The 19,920-nt window shown below is 58.9% G+C and carries 17 protein-coding genes; 14 read left to right on the top strand and 3 right to left on the bottom strand.

Annotated features, from left to right (window positions below):
- Window positions 1-12: 12 nt before the first annotated feature.
- Both N2A98_RS10180 and N2A98_RS10185 read right to left on the bottom strand, forming a co-directional pair.
- Entirely contained in the window at window positions 13-291 is a 279-nt protein-coding gene (locus N2A98_RS10180; protein ID WP_275623351.1) for a hypothetical protein, read from the bottom strand.
- A 5-nt stretch (window positions 292-296) separates the two neighbouring features.
- The gene (locus N2A98_RS10185; protein WP_275623352.1) at window positions 297-551 is read right to left on the bottom strand and encodes a hypothetical protein; all 255 of its coding nucleotides are present in this window, start codon (window positions 549-551) and stop codon (window positions 297-299) included.
- Between the two features lie 236 nt (window positions 552-787).
- On the opposite strand from N2A98_RS10185, the gene N2A98_RS10190 reads away from it, so the two are divergent.
- From N2A98_RS10190 to N2A98_RS10240, 11 genes are all read left to right on the top strand, one after another.
- Complete coding sequence (locus tag N2A98_RS10190) at window positions 788-2,002, top strand: EAL domain-containing response regulator (RefSeq protein ID WP_275623353.1); 1,215 nt, start codon at window positions 788-790, stop codon at window positions 2,000-2,002.
- A gap of 20 nt (window positions 2,003-2,022) precedes the next feature.
- On the top strand, window positions 2,023-2,445 hold the full coding sequence (locus tag N2A98_RS10195) for a hypothetical protein (RefSeq protein WP_044273265.1): 423 nt from the start codon (window positions 2,023-2,025) through the stop codon (window positions 2,443-2,445).
- Between the two features lie 137 nt (window positions 2,446-2,582).
- Window positions 2,583-3,917 carry an EAL domain-containing protein gene (locus N2A98_RS10200; RefSeq protein ID WP_044273266.1) on the top strand — a complete coding sequence of 445 codons (1,335 nt, stop codon included), beginning with the start codon at window positions 2,583-2,585 and terminating at the stop codon, window positions 3,915-3,917.
- A gap of 324 nt (window positions 3,918-4,241) precedes the next feature.
- Window positions 4,242-4,907, top strand: coding sequence for a response regulator transcription factor (locus tag N2A98_RS10205; RefSeq protein ID WP_032892352.1), 666 nt, complete (start codon window positions 4,242-4,244; stop codon window positions 4,905-4,907).
- Between the two features lie 151 nt (window positions 4,908-5,058).
- Window positions 5,059-5,724: a response regulator transcription factor gene (locus N2A98_RS10210; protein WP_003190442.1), complete on the top strand. Its 666-nt coding sequence runs from the start codon at window positions 5,059-5,061 to the stop codon at window positions 5,722-5,724.
- A gap of 29 nt (window positions 5,725-5,753) precedes the next feature.
- Window positions 5,754-8,114 carry an ATP-binding protein gene (locus N2A98_RS10215; protein ID WP_275623354.1) on the top strand — a complete coding sequence of 787 codons (2,361 nt, stop codon included), beginning with the start codon at window positions 5,754-5,756 and terminating at the stop codon, window positions 8,112-8,114.
- On the top strand, window positions 8,111-10,447 hold the full coding sequence (locus N2A98_RS10220) for a transporter substrate-binding domain-containing protein (RefSeq protein ID WP_275623355.1): 2,337 nt from the start codon (window positions 8,111-8,113) through the stop codon (window positions 10,445-10,447). The genes N2A98_RS10215 and N2A98_RS10220 overlap by 4 nt, the downstream gene beginning before the upstream one ends.
- Before the next feature lie 808 nt (window positions 10,448-11,255).
- Window positions 11,256-11,804 carry a fimbrial protein gene (locus N2A98_RS10225; protein ID WP_003190448.1) on the top strand — a complete coding sequence of 183 codons (549 nt, stop codon included), beginning with the start codon at window positions 11,256-11,258 and terminating at the stop codon, window positions 11,802-11,804.
- Window positions 11,805-11,875: 71 nt separating this feature from the next.
- Window positions 11,876-12,622, top strand: a complete 747-nt coding sequence (locus N2A98_RS10230; RefSeq protein ID WP_069558802.1) for a fimbria/pilus periplasmic chaperone — start codon at window positions 11,876-11,878, stop codon at window positions 12,620-12,622.
- A gap of 33 nt (window positions 12,623-12,655) precedes the next feature.
- Complete coding sequence (locus N2A98_RS10235) at window positions 12,656-15,253, top strand: fimbria/pilus outer membrane usher protein (RefSeq protein WP_275623356.1); 2,598 nt, start codon at window positions 12,656-12,658, stop codon at window positions 15,251-15,253.
- A gap of 2 nt (window positions 15,254-15,255) precedes the next feature.
- Window positions 15,256-16,374 (top strand): fimbrial protein, encoded by a 1,119-nt coding sequence (locus tag N2A98_RS10240; RefSeq protein WP_229999502.1) that lies wholly within the window; start codon window positions 15,256-15,258, stop codon window positions 16,372-16,374.
- 68 nt (window positions 16,375-16,442) lie between these two features.
- On the opposite strand, the gene N2A98_RS10245 is transcribed toward N2A98_RS10240, so the two are convergent.
- On the bottom strand, window positions 16,443-16,625 hold the full coding sequence (locus N2A98_RS10245) for a general stress protein (RefSeq protein ID WP_003190457.1): 183 nt from the start codon (window positions 16,623-16,625) through the stop codon (window positions 16,443-16,445).
- Window positions 16,626-16,944: 319 nt separating this feature from the next.
- Between N2A98_RS10245 and N2A98_RS10250 the strand changes: the two genes are divergently transcribed.
- The 3 genes from N2A98_RS10250 to N2A98_RS10260 all read left to right on the top strand — a co-directional run bounded on the left by N2A98_RS10250 (window position 16,945) and on the right by N2A98_RS10260 (window position 19,914).
- On the top strand, window positions 16,945-17,175 hold the full coding sequence (locus N2A98_RS10250; protein WP_032892347.1) for a hypothetical protein: 231 nt from the start codon (window positions 16,945-16,947) through the stop codon (window positions 17,173-17,175).
- 165 nt (window positions 17,176-17,340) lie between these two features.
- Window positions 17,341-18,225, top strand: coding sequence for a manganese catalase family protein (locus N2A98_RS10255; protein ID WP_044273273.1), 885 nt, complete (start codon window positions 17,341-17,343; stop codon window positions 18,223-18,225).
- A 156-nt stretch (window positions 18,226-18,381) separates the two neighbouring features.
- Window positions 18,382-19,914, top strand: coding sequence for a histidine kinase famiy protein (locus N2A98_RS10260; protein ID WP_275623601.1), 1,533 nt, complete (start codon window positions 18,382-18,384; stop codon window positions 19,912-19,914).
- Window positions 19,915-19,920: the final 6 nt, after the last annotated feature.

A 19,920-nucleotide genomic window follows, 5' to 3' on the forward strand; every position in this document is an offset into this window, starting at 1 on the left:
AAGTGCGCGCGTTTACGGCTGCGGTTCGATGTCCAGCAGCAAGTCGCCGTTGGTCAAGGATTCAGCCGCCTGCACCACGCCACGATAGGCCTGACCGTTCCATTCAAAGCTAATCCTGTGGGCCTTCAGCAATTGCGCGGGCCATGGTGGCGCAAGTTGCAATTGCACACCGGGCGCAGCGCGCACAAGCTGCGCCATGCACTCGCTGGCGAGCGTGTTCACACCGAACAGCGTGTCTTGCAGGTATTCAATGTTGACCGGTTGCAGCGTTGCGTCAGTAGCGTCTGGCATATCTGTTACCCCACCGATGACAGCCAGAAAGACTGCCTGGCGATGACCATTTCTTCACGTATTTCCCGCACAAGCCGGTTGATCCCCGAAACACCGTGGTAGTGGGCGCGGTTGATGTTGGCGATGGTGAATTGGTCCATACCGTGCGCCGTTACAGTGACTGAAAGGCTGCCGTCCGGGTTGAGCGCGCACTTGACCGCGCACTTGGGAAGACGAGCGGACAGGGCCATTTCGATTTCGGCTTTCGTTAACGTATCCATGAGTTCACCGCATAAAGGACTCAGCGCGTTAAGGCTAGCTCAGAATCAGTTGGCGTAAATACTGGCAAGGTAATGGCTGCTTGGAGGCCGGTGTTTTACCTTGTCCCGATGAGCTCGCATTGCTTTAGCTTTCGATAATGCCGTACAGATTTCTGGCCCTTTCTAGGAGCGTTCCTAAATACGCCGGCTGAAGGTCTGCCGATAATTCGCACATCCCCATTTATGTGTGCTCTGCCATGTCCTTCCTACCTATTCGTGTTCTGGTCATCGAAGAGCACCCGTTCAAGCGGCTTGTTGCCACCCAGGTGTTCCGAGAGGTCGGGTGTGAAGAGGTGGCCGCCGTTGCCGATGTCGCGGCGGCCGTTGAGTTGCTCGAGCGTACCGGGCCTGTCGATATCGCCTTGTGCAACTTGAAGGACGAGGGTGCACACGGCTTGAGGGCCATCGAAGTGCTCGGCCGTGGCCACTTGGCTAAAGCGCTCATTATGTTCAGCGCCCATGGCACGGACCTGCACGATGCAATTGATCGCATGGCAGGCCTGTTGGGCATCAGTGTATTGGGTTATGTGGACTTCCCGGTGCCAGCAAGCGCCATTGCGCCTATGCTCAGCCGCTACCTGGAAAGGATTGGCGCGCCGACAAAGCAGGCGCGCCGAAGCAGCCGGTCTGGGTTCTTGAGCAAGGCTTGCGTGGCTGGGGGTTTTTCAAGGCATGAGTTCAAGGCGTTTTTCCAGCCCAAGTTCAATTTGAGCACGGGGCAGGTGCGCGGTTTTGAAGTGCTGGCGCGTTGGCAACATCCACAGTACGGCCTGTTGTATCCGGCAGATTTTTTGCCGCTGCTCGCTCAAGTGGGCGCGCTGGATGAACTGTTCTTCGCGCTGTTGCAACAAGGCCTTGAGTTCTTGCAGCAGTCGGCAGAGCAGGAGCAGTTCCTATCGCTGGCGTTTAACCTGGAGTCCGACCAGCTCGGTCATGGCTTATTACTGCCGCGTCTTTGCGACTCACTCCAATCCCACGCCATTGCTGCGTGTCGTCTGACGTTTGAAATCACTGAATGCGGCCTGCTGGAAGTTTCTCCCGCCGTGCTCGACACCCTGATACGACTGCGCATGATGGGTGCCGGCCTGTCGATTGATGACTTCGGCACCGGCTATTCCTCGCTGGAGCGCCTGTGCCAGTTGCCGTTTACCGAAATCAAACTGGACGCCGCATTTACCCGCGACCTTCAAAGCAGTGCGCGCAACCGTGCCGTGGTCAGTAGCACATTGGCACTGGGCGAGGCACTGGGCATGCGAGTGGTGGTGGAGGGCGTCGAGAACGAAAACCAGCGCCAGGGATTACTGAAGCTGGGATGCAACGAGGCCCAGGGCTATCTCTGTGCTCGTCCCATGAACGCTGCGCGCGCGTTGGCCTGGCTGGCGACCCAGTTGAACTCGCGCAGCAATATTTGATGTCAATCAGGAGGGCTTTTATGTCCAATCCACGTTTGCGGATCGCGTTGGTAGATAGCGATGCCACCCGGCGAATGAGTATTGAAAAGGACCTTGGACATTTGGGATACCACCGCGTTGTGCCTGTCGATTCCCTGAAGGTGTTGATTACGCTATTGGATAACGCAAGAGATGTATTCGATCTGTTGGTGATCAATGAAGAAACCGTGCACGCGGCGGGCGCACAGTTTAAGCAAATGCTTGAGGAGTACGCGTGTGTCAGGCATTCATTGATTTATCAGGGCGTGACCCTGCAAGCGTTTCCCGATAATCCAGTCACGGCGCAACGCTGCGGCTTTATTGCCTCCGGTGTTCCGGACCGATCGATTCTGGCGCGCGTCATGAACCGGGTGGATGTGCAAATAAAACAGCGCTCGGGCAGACCGTTGCTGGAATCCAATTAATCCTGATATGAGCTATTGCACGCTTTTCGCGGGACCCGCCACCGCCTCAGTTTTATGCTTTTAGTCCCATTCCTATTTGCTTCCTTTTAGGCACTGATAAGCTTTTTCGCTGAAACAATCTCGGGAAATTCTTTGTCATGATCTTAAATGCCGCCGTGCCTAACGAGTTCAGCGCCCTGCGCGTGATCACGTTGGCAACCGACCCTGCGTGTGTCTTGCGCCTCGCCTCTGCGTTGGGTGGCATGGGGGTCACGCCGCTGGCCACGGTCGCCTCGCTGGAGGCGCTGCAGGCGTGGTTAAGCGCGCACCGCGTGGACATCATCGTGTGCGAAATCCGCTCCGAGTGTGGCGATGGCCTGATGTTGCCAAGTGTGCTCAAAGCACTGCATGACGCGGGTACGTTAATGCAGTTTCCGAGTATTTTCTGGACCGGCGAAACCACCCTGAATGTGCAGGAAAATTTGATCGAAGCAACAGTTACACCGGCGTGCGAAGCGCCCGCTAAGCAATTGTGGGTCAAGCACATGGGCGGCGTAGCCGTCAGCGCACTGGAATCCCATTCGCGCCTGGCGCAGTCGGCGGGAATCAGCGTGCAGATCTTGCGTGACGGTGGCCCGCTGGAGCTGGGCGATGCCTTGCGCACGGTGCTGCTGACCCTCGCTCAACCGGACCCCAAGCTGCAGGCCATGACGTTTGAGTCGCTGGCTGAGGATGAAGTCATCAACGCCCTGACCACCGGCGAGGGATTGCGCTTTGTCTTTCAGCCACAGTTCGAGTTGCTGAGCCGGCGCATTGTCGGCGCTGAGGCGTTGGTGCGCTGGAAGCATCCGCGCTTTGGTGAAATTCCGCCTGCGGTGTTGATGCCGCTGGTCAACCGTCTCGGCCTGGACCTGTTGCTGTTCAGCCTGGTGGAGATGTGGACTCTGCGCGTGATGCTGGCGTTAAAGCGCGAAAACATTACGATCCCTATCGCGGTGAATGCGTCGGCCAAGACCCTGTGCACCCCCAATTTTGCCGAGCGCCTGGCCTTGCGCATGCGCCAGGCAGATCTGCCGAGCCGCTTGCTGAAAGTCGAACTGACCGAAGATGTGCAGGAGCCGGATGAGCTGCATCTTTCGGCGTCATTGACGACTATTCGCGCCAAGGGTTTTCAGGTTTCGCTGGATGACTTCGGCAGCGGCGCAGCCACTTTCAAGCTGTTGGCGAACCTGTCGTTTGATGAAATGAAAATCGACGGCTCGTTTGTGCGCGGTGTCGAGCAACACGCCTCGTCACGCAAGGTGATCGCCGGCATCGTCAACTGGGCGGGCCTGCTCAACCTGAGCCTGGTGGCGGAGGGGATCGAGGACGAGTCCACGATCCCCCTGCTGCACCGCCTGGGTTGCCGGGTAGGGCAGGGCTATGCGCTGGCGCGCCCGATGGAAATAGACGCCTTCTTGAACTTTGTGATTGAGCGGGAAAAGAACGGCTGAGGCTGTAAAGTTTGGCGGGCAAGTAAGTATTGGAACTTGATGTGTGTAGGTCAGCTCTTGGTTTTTAGGAGTTTTCTTATATTAAGTTTTTCGCAGATCTATTAAGTTTTATACTGTTGTTATTGTGAAGAATTGGCGCATTTTTTAACTGCGATGGTGAGCCTGTGCGCGTTAAGTTATAGGGAGTGAGCGTGTGGCGTGTGATGTTCAGTTGCACGGATGTAATTGATGAAATGGATGAGTCTGAGAGGACCTTAACTTATTCAGAGTGAGGCAGCGCTGTTGTCCATTTTTTTGCACGCTATACAGAGTGTTCCGTCATTTATGAAACGCCTACAAATTGCTTTGCTGGATGATCATGCAATCGTGCGGCATGGTTTGGTCAATCGGTTGGTACAGGAACCTGATTTTGAAGTGGTGGGGGTCTACGCTCGCAGTCGTGAGTTGATGGCCGGCCTGCTGACACACCCGGCCGAGGTGTTGTTGCTCGATTTTGTGCTCGGCCCTCATGAGCTGGATGGCATCCTGCTGATCCGTGCTCTGCGGGTAAAGTACCCGGGCTGCCGAATCCTGGTGTTTTCCACTCACCATGACGCGGCCACGGTGATTCTTGCCCTGCGCGTCGGTGCCCGTGGGTTTATCGGCAAGGGTGAAGACATGAGCCAATTGATCAGCGCAGTGCGGCTGGTGGCCTCGGGCGCTGTCTACCTGAGTGCTGACATGGCCTATCGGGTGGCCGAAGCCACGGCGGTCAACTATGACGGTGAGGAGCAATCACGCGATGACGCGATGCGTTTTGTCAGCTTGTCTGCGCGGGAGCAAGAGGTGATCCGCTGTTACCTGTCGGGCATGACCATCACCGAAATTGCTGAAAAATTCAGCCGCAGTATCAAGACCATCAGTTCGCAAAAGGCCTCGGCTTTTCGCAAGTTGGGCGTGATGTCCAACAACGAGCTGTTTCGGATCAAGCACATCATCGAGAGTGTTTAGCGCTAAACCCAGGCCACGCCGACGCGCGCAAAAACAGCGGTAGGCGGGCGTGCCCTTTGGCGGTTGTTGCATATACTCCTTGAAGTGCCGTAATAGCTGTCCCTGTTGTTTGACCGCGCCACCTAAGCGGGGCCAAGTGGGTTCGAATACGATGAAACCTGTACGCATTGCTCTATTGGACGACCACGCTGTTGTTCGGCATGGGCTCGCCAACACCTTGGCGGCCGAGGCCAACTTTGACGTGGTTGGCATTTATGAAAAAAGCCGCGACTTGCTCGCCGGCCTGGTCAGCGCTCCGGCTGACCTGCTGCTGCTGGATTTCTCCCTGAGCCCCGACGAGATGGATGGCGTATCGCTGATCCGCGCCTTGCGGGTCAAGTTTCCCAGTTGCCAGATCTTGGTGTTGTCCGCCCATCATGACCCGGCTACCGTGGCCCTGGCCATGCGGGTCGGTGCCCGTGGCTTTGTTGGCAAGGGCGAGGACATGACGCAAGTGGTCAAGGCCATTCGCAAGGTGGTCTCCGGCGCGGTGTACCTGAGCACAGACATGACGTATCGCCTGGCGGAAACCGTCACCAGCGAGACGCGCAAAGACCCCAGCGAAGCCTCGGATGCCCTGGTCCAGGCCGAGCTGACCAGCCGTGAGCAGGAGGTGATCCGCTGCTATCTGGCGGGCATGACCGTGAGTGAAATCGCAGAAAAATTCAATCGCAGCATCAAGACCATCAGCACCCAGAAAACCTCAGCGTTTCGCAAATTGGGGGTCACCTCGAACAATGAACTGTTCAAGCTCAATAAAATCATCGGCTCACCATGAGGCGATGGCGACCGGGTGCCCTCTTATTCATGTTGCTGATGCTGGATGCCGCGCTTGCCTGTGCGGCGCCGGTTGAGCTGACGGAGCAGGAGCGGCTGTGGATAGCGCAGCATCCGGTCCTTCGAGTGGGGGTGATGGAAAACCTGGTCCCCTTCGAGTACATGAGTAATGGCGTGCTGCAGGGGCGGCCGGTGCAGTACCTGCAATATGTGCGCGATGCCACGGGGCTTGAATTCACCTATGTGCCGGTCAAGACCCGGGCTGCACGTGAGCGCATGCTGTTGGATGGCCAGGTAGACCTGCTGTCTTCGCACTTTCGCTTTCGTGACGAGCCGCCTATCGAGGATCTTACCGCGCTGGTCTACGACACTACCGTGCCGATCATCGTGACCCGTGTCGACGACGCCGATATTTTTGACCTTGACCAGCTACAAGATAAAACGGTCGTGATCCCCGATGTGGAGTATTACGAGCAGTTGCTCAGAAAAAGGGCACCCCGAGCCACTCTGATCAAAAGCCCCCAGGCCTTGGCCATGCTGAACACCCTCCGGGACGGTGGTGCCGATGCAGTCGTGGCCTCCGAAGCCTTCTTGATGCCCTATTTGTATCGACAGTTTCAGGGCGTGCTGGAAATTTCTGGCGTGGTGGGCAGCAGCATGTTGGATGTGAACATGGCGGTGCGCACCGATAACGCCATGCTGGCCTCGATCATTGGCAAAGCCCTAGGCTCGATCAGCCCCTCACAACAGAATGCGATGTACGAGCATTGGTACCGGGACCTGGAGGTAGATGCGCCGACCCTGTGGGACATCGCCAGCCATTACTTGCATCTTTTGATCCTGGGCATGTTGGCGTTGATTGGCTTGTGTGTGCTGGTCTATCGCGGTTACCGCCAGCAGCGGCAGGCCGAGCGGAACGAGCAGGAAAAAACCATGTTCCTGGCGGTGATGGGTCACGAAATACGCTCGCCAATGAACGCCGTGCTGGCGGCCATGGAGCTGCTGTGGCACACCCGGCTCAATGACCAGCAGCGCCACTTCGCGCACTTGGCCAACAGCGGCGCCAATATGCTGGTGCGCTTGCTCGATGATGTGCTGCACCGGCCGGATTCAGGGGCCAAGGCGTTACGCCTGACACTTGAGGCGACGGATGTCATCGCGCTGGTGCATGGCGTAGTGGGCTTGCATCGCCTGCGTGCGGGGGAAAAACACTTGAGTCTGAATGTGAGCGTGCAGACAGCCCTGCCGTCGTTGTGGCTTGATCGTTCGCGGCTGACGCAGGTGTTTCATAACCTGTTGTCCAACGCCATCAAGTTCACCGATACCGGCGCTGTGGACATCACCCTGCGCCTGGAAGACTTGCTGGACGGTAAGCATCAGTTGCAGGTTGAAGTCCGCGACACCGGCATCGGTATGGGCGAAGCGGTGCAGGCCTCTTTGTTCCGGCCTTATGCCCAGGCGAGTCAGTCCTATAAGCGTGCGGGAGGCAGCGGCCTGGGGCTGATGATATGTCGGCAATTGGTCGATTTGATGCAAGGCTCGCTGACCCTGCGCAGCGAGCCGGGAGTGGGAACGTGTATCAACCTGTACTTGCCCGCAACCCTTGCCCCTGAGGCCGCTGAACCGACGCGAGCCCCAGCCCCAATGCCTTTGCATGTCACCGGTGGTTTGCAGCTGCTGGTGGTGGAAGACACCCTGGCCAACCAGGAAGTGCTGCGGGCGCAAATCAGCGGGTTTGGTTGTGTGCCAGTGATTGCCGCCGATGCGGCCCAGGCCCGCGTGCGGTTCGCTGAGCGCGCTTACGCGTTGGTATTGATGGACTGCGACTTGCCGGATCAGGACGGCTACAGCCTGGTCTGCGAACTGCGGGCGCTCGAACAGCAATGGGGGCGAGCGCGCTGCCCGATCATTGCCATTTCCGCCTTGACCGGTGAGCAGCACCTTCAACGCTGCCTGGCGGCGGGCATGGATGGGGCGTTGAGCAAGCCCATACGCTTGGGGCAGTTGAGTGACGTGATTGAGCAGTGGTGCGGCGTCACGTTGGCGGCACCGCGCGCCAGCTTAATGGCCCCGAGACTTGATCAGGCCGCGATCAACCGTGAGATGGCGGCCGACCTGGGCAGCCTGCTCAGGGCGATGGCGCTCTGTGATCGCCCTTCGGCCATCCATGTTGCCCATCGGTTACACGGCGCGGCACTGATCATCGAATGGCCGGCCCTGGCCCAGGCGGCCGCGCACCTGGAGAACCTGTTGCGGGCAGAGGAGGGCTGGCGCAACCCGGTTTACGTGCACACGCTTCAGGCGTTGGTTCAGCACTGGCGTGCCGTGAGCGAGGAGACCCCGCTGGACATGCTGGCCATGGTCGCGCCGCCGCCGATGACGCAACCATGAGGGTTGCACGGTTGCGCCTGCTGCTGGGGTGGTTGCTGCTGGCAAGCGCGGGCCTGGCCGATGCGCAGGCCGACCCGCCGTCGATGACCTTGACCCAGCAAGAGCGTGACTGGATCGCCGCCAACCCCGTGCTGCGTGTCGGTGTGTTCGACAACCTGCTGCCCTTCGAGTACATCAGCGACGGCCAGTTGCGTGGGCTATCGGCCAAGTACCTGGGTTTGATTGCGGCGCGTACCGGCCTGCATTTTCAGTCGGTGGTCACCGGCAATCGTAGCGCCCGCAAGGACATGCTGATCAGCGGCGAGGTGGATATCTTGCCAACCCGGCGCCGCGACGACGATCCGGTCAAGGACCTGGGCATGCGCTATACGACGCCCTACAACACCAGTTCCACCATCCTCGTCAGCCGCTTTGGCCAACAGCCATTCGTGGACCTGGAACAACTTGCCGGCAAACGCCTGGTGATGTTGGGGCGCGAGGGGTATCAGGCGTTTTTGCAGCAGAAAGTCCCCGGCATAACGGTGATCTCCGGCCAGAACGCTGTCGACATCATGGCGATGGTCAAGGACGGTCGGGCGGATGCCGCCATCGCCTCTGAATGGTTACTGATCCCCTATCTTTCCCGGCAGTATCAGGGGGTGTTGCAAGTATCCGGGGTGGTGCCGCAATTGCACACCGGCGTGAGCATGGCGGTGCGTGACAGCGACGCGATCCTGTTGTCGATCCTGGAAAAAGTGCTGGGGTCCATCAGCAACGATGAGCGCAAAGCGATCTATGACGCCTGGTTCGATGACATGAACCTGGACATTCCGACGATCAAGGACATCGCCGAGCATTTCCAGGGTGAGTTGTGGCTGTTGCTGTCGGTGGTGCTGCTGTTGATCGCGTTCGCCTGGCAAAGCCGTCGTCAGCGCCGCCAGGCCGTGCAGAGCGAGCGGGAAAAGGCGATGTTTTTGGCGGTGGTCAGCCATGAAGTGCGTTCGCCGATGAACGCGGTGCTGGCGGCTATCGAGTTGTTGGAGCACACACCGCTGGACGAACAGCAGCGCCACTTCACTCAATTGGCCAACAGCGGCGCCAATACCTTGCTGCGGCTGGTGGATGACGTGCTGGACATTTCCAGGATGGAGGCCGGGCAACTGACCCTGACCCTGGAGCCTGTGGACCTCTGGGCCTTAGTCCAGCAGGTGGTGGAGGAGTATCGCGCCGGCGCCGAAGAAAAAGGCCTGTTGCTGACATTGAGTGGTGAACGCCCCAGCGGCCCCTTGATGCTGGAGGGCATGCGCTTGAGTCAGGTGCTGCGCAACCTGATCTCCAATGCGGTCAAGTTCACTGAGGTAGGCGGGGTGGAGGTGCAGCTCAAGGTGGTTGAATGGCCAGAGGTTCCTGTGCCGCACGTGCTGATCCGCATCATCGACAGCGGCATTGGCTTGTCACAGCAGGCGCAGGCCAGCCTGTTTCGGCCCTATGCACGGGCCAAGCACTCTTACAAACGTACCGGTGGTAGCGGGCTTGGCCTGGTGATTTGCCGTCGCCTCGTGAGGCTGATGTCGGGTGAGCTGACCCTCAACAGCACCCAAGGCGTGGGTACTGAGGTTGAAGTCAAACTGTCTGTCGAGTGGGCCAAGACCCTGGATATACCCCAGGCTGAAGCGGCGCAGGCCCAAGTGGAGGGTAACGGTGTACACGTGTTGGTGGTGCAGGCGCCTGTGACCGGCCAACAGACACTGCCTGCACACCTGCAAGCGCTGGGTTGTAGGGTGTTGCTGGCGGTTGATGGCGCCCAAGGGTTGACGCTATTCAATGTGCGACGGGTCGATATGGTATTGATCGATTGCGACTTGCCAAACAGTGAAATCGAGCCGCTGGCGGGCGCCTTTCGTGAGTTGGAGCAGGTGTTGCAGCGTGCCCATTGTCCGCTTGTAGCTGTCGCGGGCTTCAGCGATAACGAGCACCTTGAGCGTTGTTTTGATGCGGGGCTCGACGGGGTGCTGGTCAAGCCGGTTACACCAGCCAAGTTGCAGCAGATGATCGAGCTTTGGTGTGACATGCCGCAAGGTCCGCTGCCGGCAATGCCCAAGGAAGAGCCAGAGGAGGAGTCGCATATCCTGCGCACGGCCTTCAACGACTTGATCGAGGCACTGGCCTTGCGCGAGCGAAGCCAAGCGTTGCAGGCAGTTCAGCGTCTGCACGGGGCGGTGCTGGGGCTGGAGCGCGACGACTTGGTGGGCACTGTCGACAGCCTGGAACGGTTATTGCGCGATGAGCGTGACTGGCCCGCGCAGCAGATTGCCGAACGCCTTAGCGTGCTGCTGGGCAAAGGCCTGCGCTAGCATAGCCTCGCTGTTGTACCCGGTCGTTCAGTTTGAACACCGCTTCACAGGTGGGGCTTGCCTGCGATAGCCATAGCTATCTACACAACTCTGTAGCGATCGACGGTAACCACGATGCGAAGCGAGTAGCTCTTGCTCTTGATCTGCCCTTGATCTTGATCTCAAGCGCCCCCCAAATCACTGGCGGATTACGGGCACACCGAGCCTAAGCGAGGTGCCGAGTGGTGGGGCAAGAGCGTTTTGCTTACTTTTGCGCTTTTCAAAAGTGAGCCGCCGTCAGGGCGGAACCCTAGGTGGCCGTTACCGCAGGAACGGATATGTACCCAATCCAACTGTGTTGACTGTCAGGTCGCCTTCGCGAGCAAGCCCGCTCCCACAGTTGGATCGCGGGGCGCCAGGTAAATAAGCGTCGGCTGTCAGGCCGCCACGGGTCCAGCCTAACCTCGAAGTTGTGTAGATGCTTAGGCTGCGATAACGGTGGGTCAGTCAACATCTGATGATCAGAATAACGATGACCCATTATATAAGCTGGATTTAAATATACCGTTCAGGCGCGCTTTTAGGACCACTCCTATAGACGCTTTGTCTGTTGGCTTATTAAAGCCAGCCCACTATGGTGGGGGACTTTGTTTGTTGATTTTAATCGCCTGTTTATAAGGTGATTTGCCCGGGTTATTTGTTTTTCAGAGCACTCCTATTTTGAAAATTAAGTGCGCTGCTTACACTTCATTTCGCAACAACGCAGAAGTATTTCCCGTCCAGGGAACTTCACAACTTAATCAAGTCTATCGTGCTCTCGGAGTTACTCATGAATTACAAAGCTCGCGCCCTCGCTGTACTGGTCGCTGCCACCGTCTCTTCTGCTGCCATGGCTTCGGACGGCAAAATTGATTTCAACGGTGAGCTGAAAGCCGAAACCTGCCAAGTGGCCGTCAATGGTGCAGCAGCTTCCGGCGCGACCACCGTCACCTTGCCAACCATCTCCACCGCTTCCTTGGCTTCCGCCGGGCAAGTAGCTGGCCAGACCGGTTTCAACATCGAACTGAGCAAGTGCTCTGCTGCGATCAAAACCGCGGCGGCGTTCTTTGAGTCGGGCGGTGGCGTGGATCCGGCCAGCGGTAATGTGAAGAACATCAGCGGTTCAGCCACCAAGGTCCAACTGCAGTTGGTGGATGCCACCAATGGCAACGCGATCAAGGCCGGCAACACGTCTCAGGTTACCTCCACCAGCCGCGTAACTGTTGACCCAACTGCCCTGACCGCTGTGCTGCCGTACGCCGTTCAGTACTACGCCCAGTCGGCTACCACGCCGGGCACCGTTGTGGGCTCCGTGACTTACTCCATCAATTATCAGTAAGTCGCAGGCTTTGGACACACGCCCTGCTCGGTATTGAAGGGCGTGCATCCAGACGGTAAAGGGATTGCTCTATGTCGTGCACACGTGCATTCAAACCACTGCTGCTGATCGGCCTGGCCACACTGATGTGTTCCCATGCATTCGCTGCAGTGGTGATTACCGGTACGCGCCTGGTCTATCCGGCGGACCAGAAAGAAATCACCGTAAAACTGAACAATAACGGCACGTTGCCCGCACTGGTCCAATCATGGATCGACACCGGCAGCGTCGAATCGACACCCACCAGCTCCAAGGCGCCGTTCCTATTGTCGCCCCCGGTGGCGCGCATTGACCCGACCAAGGGCCAAAGCTTGCGAGTGCTCTTTACCGGCGCGCCTTTGGCGCAGGACAAAGAGTCGGTGTTCTGGCTCAACGTTCTCGAAATCCCGCCCAAACCCGAGGCGGGTGCAGACCTTAATACGCTGCAAATGGCTTTCCGTTCGCGCATCAAGCTGTTCTATCGCCCGGTCGGCTTGCCTGGAAATCCCAATGAGGCGGTTGAGCAGGTGCAGTGGCAATTGGTTACGGCACGCGATGGCCAAGGCCTGGCGCTGAAGGCGTACAACCCGTCGGCGTTCCACGTCTCGCTGATCGAGTTGGACCTGGTGGCGGGTAACCAACGCTATCGCAGTGAGGACGGCATGGTCGGCCCTGGAGAAACCCGGCAGTTCGCGCTGCCCACGCTCAAGGCCAGGCCGTCGAGCCAGGCCCATGTGGAATTCAGCGCCATCAACGATTACGGCGCGCTGGTCCCGACCCGCAACACGCTGCAGCCCTGATCCATTCCTGACGTTTTTACCCGCGAGTCATCTATGTCGACCTTTTCTTGCTCCAGGCTTTTTCTGCGGGCGCGGCCTCGCTTCGCCTTGAATCCGCTCACTGCCCTGATCCTCAAGGCATTGACCATTGCTCCAGGCGTGTGGAGCATGCAAGGCGCGTTGGCGCAAGAAGTGCAGTTCAATGACGCCTTCCTGCCCGAAGACTCGCGCAATCTTGACCTGAGTGCCTACCAGGCCGGCAACCCGGTGATGCCCGGTCAATACCGAGCCGACATCATCCTCAACGGGCAACTGAACAACCGGCAGGATATTCGCATTGACGCCCAGGCCGACGGCAGCAAGCCGGTGGTGTGTATGAACCGTGGCTTGCTTGAGCGCCAGGGTGTGCAAATGGCCAGCCTTACGCCCGAGGCCAGCACGATGCTCGACAGTCAGGCGTGCCCGGCAGTGTGGCAGGTAATCCCTGGCGCTACCGCGAACTTCTCCCCAGAGAACCAGGCGCTGGACCTGAGCATTCCCCAGGTGGCGCTCAAGCGTAATGCGCGGGGTTACGTCAGCCCGCAGTTGTGGGACCGTGGCGTGACGGCCGCCATGCTCAGCTACAACTTCAACGCCAATCGTAACCGCACCCGCAGTGGCAACTCCGATTCGGCGTTCATGGGCCTCAACGCGGGCCTGAATCTGGGGGACTGGCGCCTGCGCCACAACGCGTCCATGAGCTGGCAGTCACGTTTGGGCAGCCGGTATCAGGCTCTGGACACGTACGCCCAGCGTGATATCACCGCGCTGAAAAGCCAGCTGACAGTGGGCGAGTCCAACACCACCGGTGAGATCTTCGACACCTTGTCCTACCGTGGTGTGCAACTGTCCACTGACGACCGCATGCTGCCCGATTCGATGCGCGGGTATGCGCCGGTCATCCGGGGTATTGCCCGCACCAATGCGAGGGTAACCATTCGCCAGGCCGGCAATATCTTGCTGGAAACCACCGTGGCGCCCGGCGCGTTTGTGATCGATGACCTGTACTCCACCGGCTATGGTGGCGACCTCAGCGTGAGCGTGGCCGAAGCCGACGGCACTGAGCAGAACTTTATCGTGCCCTACGCCTCGGTCAGCCAGTTGCTGCGCCCCGGCACCTCGCGGTTCAGCCTCACCGCGGGTGAAACCCGCAACAACTTCGTCGACGATCAGGCGCGCCTGCTGCAAGGGACTGTGCAGTACGGCTTGAACAATACCTTCACCGGTTTTGCCGGCCTGCAATCGAGCGATGACTACACGGCGGTGCTCACCGGCCTGGCGTTCGGCACACCCATCGGTGCGATGGCCGTGGACATCACGCACGCCCAGACCGACCTGGCCGGCGGCGCTGCCAAGGGCCAGAGCATGCGGGTGTCGTACAGCAAGAATGTGCTCAGTACCGGCAGTAACTTCTCGCTGGCGGCCTATCGGTTTTCCACTCAGGACTACCTGGATTTCAGCAACGCCATCCAACTGCTGGATGCCGAGAAAAATGGCTGGGATTCGAGCATGTTCGGTCGCCCGCGCAGTCGTTTTTCGGTGACCGCCGACCAGAACCTTGGGGCTTGGGGGCAAGTCTCTATCAGCGGTTACGCGCAAAACTACTGGAATCAGCCGGGCAGTGATGTGCAGTACCAGTTCAGCTACAGCAAGCAGTTCAACCGCGTCAGCTTCAGTGTGAATGCCAACCGCAGCCGCATGGGGCTGGGCGATATGGAGAACAGCTTTTTGCTGACCATGAGCATGCCCCTGGATTTCGGTGCGTCGGGTAACACTCCGCAAATAACCGCGCAGGTGGGCCGCGATACCCAAGGCAATTACAGTGAGCAGGCCGGTATCAGCGGCACCGCCGGCCAAGACCGTCAATATGGCTATAGCGCCAATTTCGGCCATGACGGCGCCAACCACAGCAAGAGCGCCGCGCTTAACGGTCAGTACACGGGTGGGCGAGCCATGCTCAGTGCGGCACTGGGGCGTGGCGATGGCTATACCAGCGCCTCGATGGGCGCCAGCGGCACCGTGGTGGCCCACGCCGAGGGTGTGACCATGACGCCGTACCGCGGCGAAACCATGGCGGTGGTCAGTGCGCCGGGTGCCGCGGGCGCCAAGGTTTCGGGATACCCCGGCCTCACGCTCGACAGTCGCGGCAATGCCGTGGTGCCGTACCTACGGCCTTATGAGCTGAACGAGGTGGCCATCGACCCGATTGGCAGTTCGCTGGATGTCGAACTCAACGAGACCAGCCAACAAGTCGCCCCACGCGCCGGTGCCGTGGTGCATCTTAAATACACCACTAATCAGGGCCGTGCGGTGCTGCTCAATGTGCGCCTGGACGATGGCAGCAGCTTGCCATTTGGCGCAGGCGTGACCGACGGCGAAGGCGCCTCGGTGGGGATGGTCGGGCAGGGCGGTCTGCTCTATGCCCGGATCAAGCCAGAAACTCGCCAGTTGTTGATCAACTGGGGCAGCAAGACCCATCAACAGTGTGCCCTGATGATTCCTCCCGGCCCCGGCGAGGGCCAGCAATTGCAGCAGGTGGACGCTATTTGCGCCGCCGGCAAACAGGTCGCGGGCAGCACGCCGCCCAACAACATGCAAAAGGTACCGTTATGAACATGGGCGCTTTGATCAAACCCAGCCTAGCGCTGGCGGCACTTTGGGCGATGGCCGATACGGCCATGGCAGTGACCTGTACATATAACAACGGTATCCAGGCCGCAGTGGGCAACATGCCATTGCAGGTCTCGGCGATTACCGTCGGACGTGATGTGCCGGTGGGCGCCGAAGTCTATCGACAGCGCTTCAGCATGGCCTTGGGCCAGGCACCCGAGCTGGACTGCCGGTTTGCTCCGTTTCAACAGTGGACCGAGTTGACGGTCGAGGCGACTTCTGGCTTAGCCAATTGGTCCAGCGGCCCCTATGCCAACAAGGTCTACAGAACCCGAATTCCAGGGCTGGGGGTGGTTATCAATAGTCTCGGCGGCGTGCTGCCCAGGCAAACCAACAAATCCTGGACTGCCTGCACATCGGGCTCTCGCTGCCTGATTCCGTTTGATGGACCTTCGAACTTCGAATTGATACTGATCAAACTAGGGGAAGTAACGCCAGGTGTATTGGCGGGCAGCTCATTGCCGGTCGTGAGCCTGTTTGGCAACTTCGGCGATGCCAGGATGCAGGGTTTCAGGATGGGCATCTCCGGCAGTATCCAGATTGTCTCGCGCACCTGCAGTACGCCGGATGTTTCAGTGCCGATGGGGACGCACTTGACCAATAAGTTCACCGGGCTTAACAGCGCCACAGGGTGGACAGATTTTTCCATCAACTTGAATGATTGCCCGGCGTTCCATGGCACCTATTCCACCACCGGACCTGGCTGGCTTTCGCAAAGTGGTAATTCACCCACCGGCGTTGGCTCCGGCGGAACCCTAGCGGGTAACACCCTGCAATTTCGCATCGACTCCTCGCGCCCGGCGATCAATGCCAGTACGGGCGTGCTGAGCATTGATCCCACAGGCACAGGTAATTCGCCTGCCGCAAGCGGAGTCGGCATCCAAGTAGCGACACTAGACAGTACCCCGGTACCCCTGGGGATGAATCGGGCCAGCGGTATTAACCCACTGTCCTTCGAGTCCAGCTACAACATCCGCTTGCGTGCCCGTTATCTGCAAACCGCCAACCGAGTCACGCCAGGCCCGGCCAATGCGTCGGCGACGTTTACGATTATTTATCAGTGATGAATATGTCACTTATGTTCTGTGCGTTTGGTTTGAAGGGGCAGCCAGGCTGCCCCTCCCACCGTTACTCAAGAACCCGACTTCCGACCGCCGCCATGGCTGTGCTGCCCACCTTTACGGCCGGCTTCCGAGGCTTTTTCACGGTCGTTGGCGAAGTTGCCGCCTGACGCTTGGCCGCCTTTTTTACCCGCTTCGGAGGCTTTTTCGCGATCATTGGCAAAGTTGCCCGGGTTTTTATTACCTGTAGTCATGATAGTTCTCCAATCGCTAAGTTAGCGTTTCGTTAGTTGGCCGTTTCGCAACGGACACTTATTCCGATATTGGCTGTTTGGGAAATGTTTTACCGATTTTTCTAACCGGCGACGAACGGTAATTTCGCTGAAAAAGTTATACAGGAACTTGGTTGATACGCCGCTTCGTATAACTTTTATTGCCGGTCAGCGCTTCGGTATTAATAAGATCGAAACTGCCGGCTTAGTTTAGGGTCCTGCCATTCGTCTTTTTCGTCGCACTCCAAAAAAAGGCGTCGTTCCAACGAGTTCCTAACCTGTGAACGGGAGCATTTCAGCCATGAAGCCCAACCCATCCAACCCACAGTACCGGCCGCTTGAGCAACCAGACGCACCCAATGAAGACGGTTGCGTGATTGGCACTGCCGGGCGCGACGAAGACCCCAACGCGACCACCGATTGGGACCATCCCGACAGCGCCGCGACACCCGCTGACGCCAGCATCAAACCCGCCAGCGGTACGCCCGGCATCGACGTCGTGCCCGAGTCGGAAAACCACGGTGCCGACTGAGAAAACTGCGCGGCAAACGCCGTTTCGCTTGGCCTGCAGCGTATTACCGCTGGTCGTGAGGCGCCGGTTTATTTTGAAATTTTCAAAGCGCAGGCCACTTCCCATGCAAGGTAGGCGCGCATTCCAGCAGGGCGCCTTTTTCCGTAAGCCTGAGGAGATTTGTTCATGTTTCTACATAACAAGCGACTTCAATACACCGTCCGCGTCGCCGAGCCCAATCCGGGCCTGGCCAACCTTTTGCTCGAGCAGTTTGGCGGTGCCCAAGGTGAGTTGGCCGCCGCGTCCCGTTACTTCACCCAAGCCTTGGCGGAAGACGACCCGGGGCGCAAAGACTTGCTGATGGACATCGCCACCGAAGAACTTAGCCATCTAGAGATCGTCGGCTCCATCATCGTGATGCTCAACAAGGGCGCCAAGGGGCGAATGGCCGAAGGCGTGGAAGAGGAGGGCGAGTTGTACCGGGCGCTCAATGGCGCCGGTAATGACTCGCATATCACCAGCCTGCTGTACGGGGCGGGCTCGCCGCTGACCAACTCTGCCGGCGTGCCGTGGACTGCCGCCTACATCGACACCATTGGTGAACCCACCGCAGACATGCGCTCGAACATCGCCGCTGAAGCCCGGGCCAAAATCGTCTATGAGCGGCTGATGAACGTCACCGATGACCCGGGAGTAAAAGATGCGCTGGGGTTTTTGATGACGCGGGAAATTGCTCACCAGATATCCTTCGAAAAAGCCCTGCATGCCATTCAACCGAATTTCCCCCAAGGCAAGTTGCCGGGCAAGCCGGAGTTCACGCAGGTGTACTTCAACATGTCCCAAGGTGCGGAAAACCTGCGCGGGCCCTGGAACCAGGGTGATGGTTGGGAGTTCGTGGAAAACCCACAACCGGCGGTCGATGGCGGTGACGGCACCGCCAGCGTGCAGTTGGACGCCGACGAGGAAGCGGTGCTGAGCGCGATGAAAATCCGCACGCTCTCGGACCCCACCAGCGACCCCACCACCGGCGCTGACCTGGGCAGGGGGTTGCAGCCAAAACCTGAGCCATGACCCAGGCTGTACGGTCGCGCGGCGCCCAATCACGGGCGCCGCGCCCTTTGATGGCACTGCGCAGCATTTTCACGGTCCATGGAACACATACCACGTATCTGGAGGTGAACCTTGGCGACAAAGAAGAAGCCTGTGGTCGAGGGTATGGAATTGGCGATGCTGTCTGCCAGCCGCAAAGACCTGTTCTTTGCGGCCATGCAAGCCAGCCACAGCGCAATGATCGTGACCGACCCCGCCGAGCCGGATAACCCGATCATCTTTGCCAACCAGGCGTTCCTGACCCTGACAGGCTTTGAACTGGACGAAGTGATCGGACGCAATTGCCGGTTCCTGCAGGGGCCCCAAACCGACAAAAACGCGCTGCACCAGGTGCAACGCGCAGTTGAGCGGCATCATGAGGCCTGTGTCGAGGTGCTCAATTACCGCAAGGACGGCTCGACCTTCTGGAACGAGCTGTTCATTTCGCCGTTGTTCAACGAACGTGGGCAACTGGTGTATTTTTTCGCCTCGCAGCTGGACGTGAGCCGGCGCCACGACGCTGAGCAGCGCGTGCGTCGCGCACAAGACTTGGAAGCGCTGGGGCAACTGACCGGTGGCATCGCTCATGACTTCAATAACCTGCTGCAAGTGATGATGGGTTATCTCGACTTGATCCAGCAGAGCGCCAAGCGCCCCGGCAGCGATCCGCAGCGCATCGTCAACAGTGCCAGCCGTGCGCGGGCGGCGGCGGAAAAAGCGCAAACCCTGACTCAGCAGTTGCTGGCGTTTTCGCGCAAGCAACGGCTCGACAGCCGGGTGATCAACCTGAACAGTTTGCTCGGTCGTCCGGATTTTATGGCGCGTGCGCTGCAAGGCGTCGAGTTGCACGTGGAGCTTGCCGACGAGCTGTGGAATTGCCGCATCGACCCGGTCCAGGCGGAGCTGGCGGTGCAGCATTTATTGTCGAATGCCCAGGACGCTTTGCTCGGGCGTGCTGATCCGACTGTCACCGTCAAGACCTGCAACGTCCAGGTGCCGGGCGATGTCGATGCCGAGCGTGAGGGGTTGGCCGAGGGCTGTTACGTGAGCATTTCGGTCTCGGATAACGGCAACGGTATCGACGCAGGTATTCAGGACAAAGTCATGCAGCCGTTCTTCACCACCAAGGAAGAAGGCCAGGGCTCGGGCCTGGGGTTGTCGATGGTGTATGGCTTCGTCAAGCAATCGGGCGGCACGGCGCGGATTCATTCCGACCCGGGTATCGGTACGACGATACGCTTGTACTTTCCGGCCGATGACAGCCAGCTGTGGGTTGAGCAGACACCCACGGCCACCTCACCGCAAGGTAGCGAGCGCATCCTGATCGTGGAAGATCGGCCCGAGGTGGCCGAGTTGGCGCAGGTGATTTTGTCTGACTACGGTTACCACACGGCCATCGCCCACAATGCCGCCGAGGCATTGGGCATGCTCAAGCAGGCGACGTATGACTTGGTGTTCAGTGACTTGATCATGCCCGGCGTGATGAATGGCGCGGCACTGGCGCGGGAGGTGTCGCGCTTGTATCCGCACATCAGGATCTTGCTGACCACCGGCTATGCGAAAGACGCGCTGGCCCGCGCGGATATACAGGTACAGGAGTTCGAGTTGATTCCCAAGCCGTATCAACCCGCTGACCTGCCCCGAAAAATCCGTGCAGTGCTCGATGCCTGATCGAGC

Source organism: Pseudomonas sp. FJ2-5-13 (assembly GCF_029201605.1).
Lineage (GTDB): Bacteria > Pseudomonadota > Gammaproteobacteria > Pseudomonadales > Pseudomonadaceae > Aquipseudomonas > Aquipseudomonas lactis.

Coding starts and splice junctions, on each gene's coding strand:
- N2A98_RS10195 (WP_044273265.1), top strand. CDS start 2,023: ATGTCCAATCCACGTTTGCGGATCGCGTTGGTAGATAGCGATGCCACC.
- N2A98_RS10235 (WP_275623356.1), top strand. CDS start 12,656: ATGTCGACCTTTTCTTGCTCCAGGCTTTTTCTGCGGGCGCGGCCTCGC.
- N2A98_RS10240 (WP_229999502.1), top strand. CDS start 15,256: ATGGGCGCTTTGATCAAACCCAGCCTAGCGCTGGCGGCACTTTGGGCG.
- N2A98_RS10180 (WP_275623351.1), bottom strand. CDS start 291: ATGCCAGACGCTACTGACGCAACGCTGCAACCGGTCAACATTGAATAC.
- N2A98_RS10215 (WP_275623354.1), top strand. CDS start 5,754: ATGTTGCTGATGCTGGATGCCGCGCTTGCCTGTGCGGCGCCGGTTGAG.
- N2A98_RS10210 (WP_003190442.1), top strand. CDS start 5,059: ATGAAACCTGTACGCATTGCTCTATTGGACGACCACGCTGTTGTTCGG.
- N2A98_RS10250 (WP_032892347.1), top strand. CDS start 16,945: ATGAAGCCCAACCCATCCAACCCACAGTACCGGCCGCTTGAGCAACCA.
- N2A98_RS10190 (WP_275623353.1), top strand. CDS start 788: ATGTCCTTCCTACCTATTCGTGTTCTGGTCATCGAAGAGCACCCGTTC.
- N2A98_RS10230 (WP_069558802.1), top strand. CDS start 11,876: ATGTCGTGCACACGTGCATTCAAACCACTGCTGCTGATCGGCCTGGCC.
- N2A98_RS10205 (WP_032892352.1), top strand. CDS start 4,242: ATGAAACGCCTACAAATTGCTTTGCTGGATGATCATGCAATCGTGCGG.
- N2A98_RS10225 (WP_003190448.1), top strand. CDS start 11,256: ATGAATTACAAAGCTCGCGCCCTCGCTGTACTGGTCGCTGCCACCGTC.
- N2A98_RS10185 (WP_275623352.1), bottom strand. CDS start 551: ATGGATACGTTAACGAAAGCCGAAATCGAAATGGCCCTGTCCGCTCGT.
- N2A98_RS10200 (WP_044273266.1), top strand. CDS start 2,583: ATGATCTTAAATGCCGCCGTGCCTAACGAGTTCAGCGCCCTGCGCGTG.
- N2A98_RS10245 (WP_003190457.1), bottom strand. CDS start 16,625: ATGACTACAGGTAATAAAAACCCGGGCAACTTTGCCAATGATCGCGAA.
- N2A98_RS10220 (WP_275623355.1), top strand. CDS start 8,111: ATGAGGGTTGCACGGTTGCGCCTGCTGCTGGGGTGGTTGCTGCTGGCA.
- N2A98_RS10260 (WP_275623601.1), top strand. CDS start 18,382: ATGCTGTCTGCCAGCCGCAAAGACCTGTTCTTTGCGGCCATGCAAGCC.
- N2A98_RS10255 (WP_044273273.1), top strand. CDS start 17,341: ATGTTTCTACATAACAAGCGACTTCAATACACCGTCCGCGTCGCCGAG.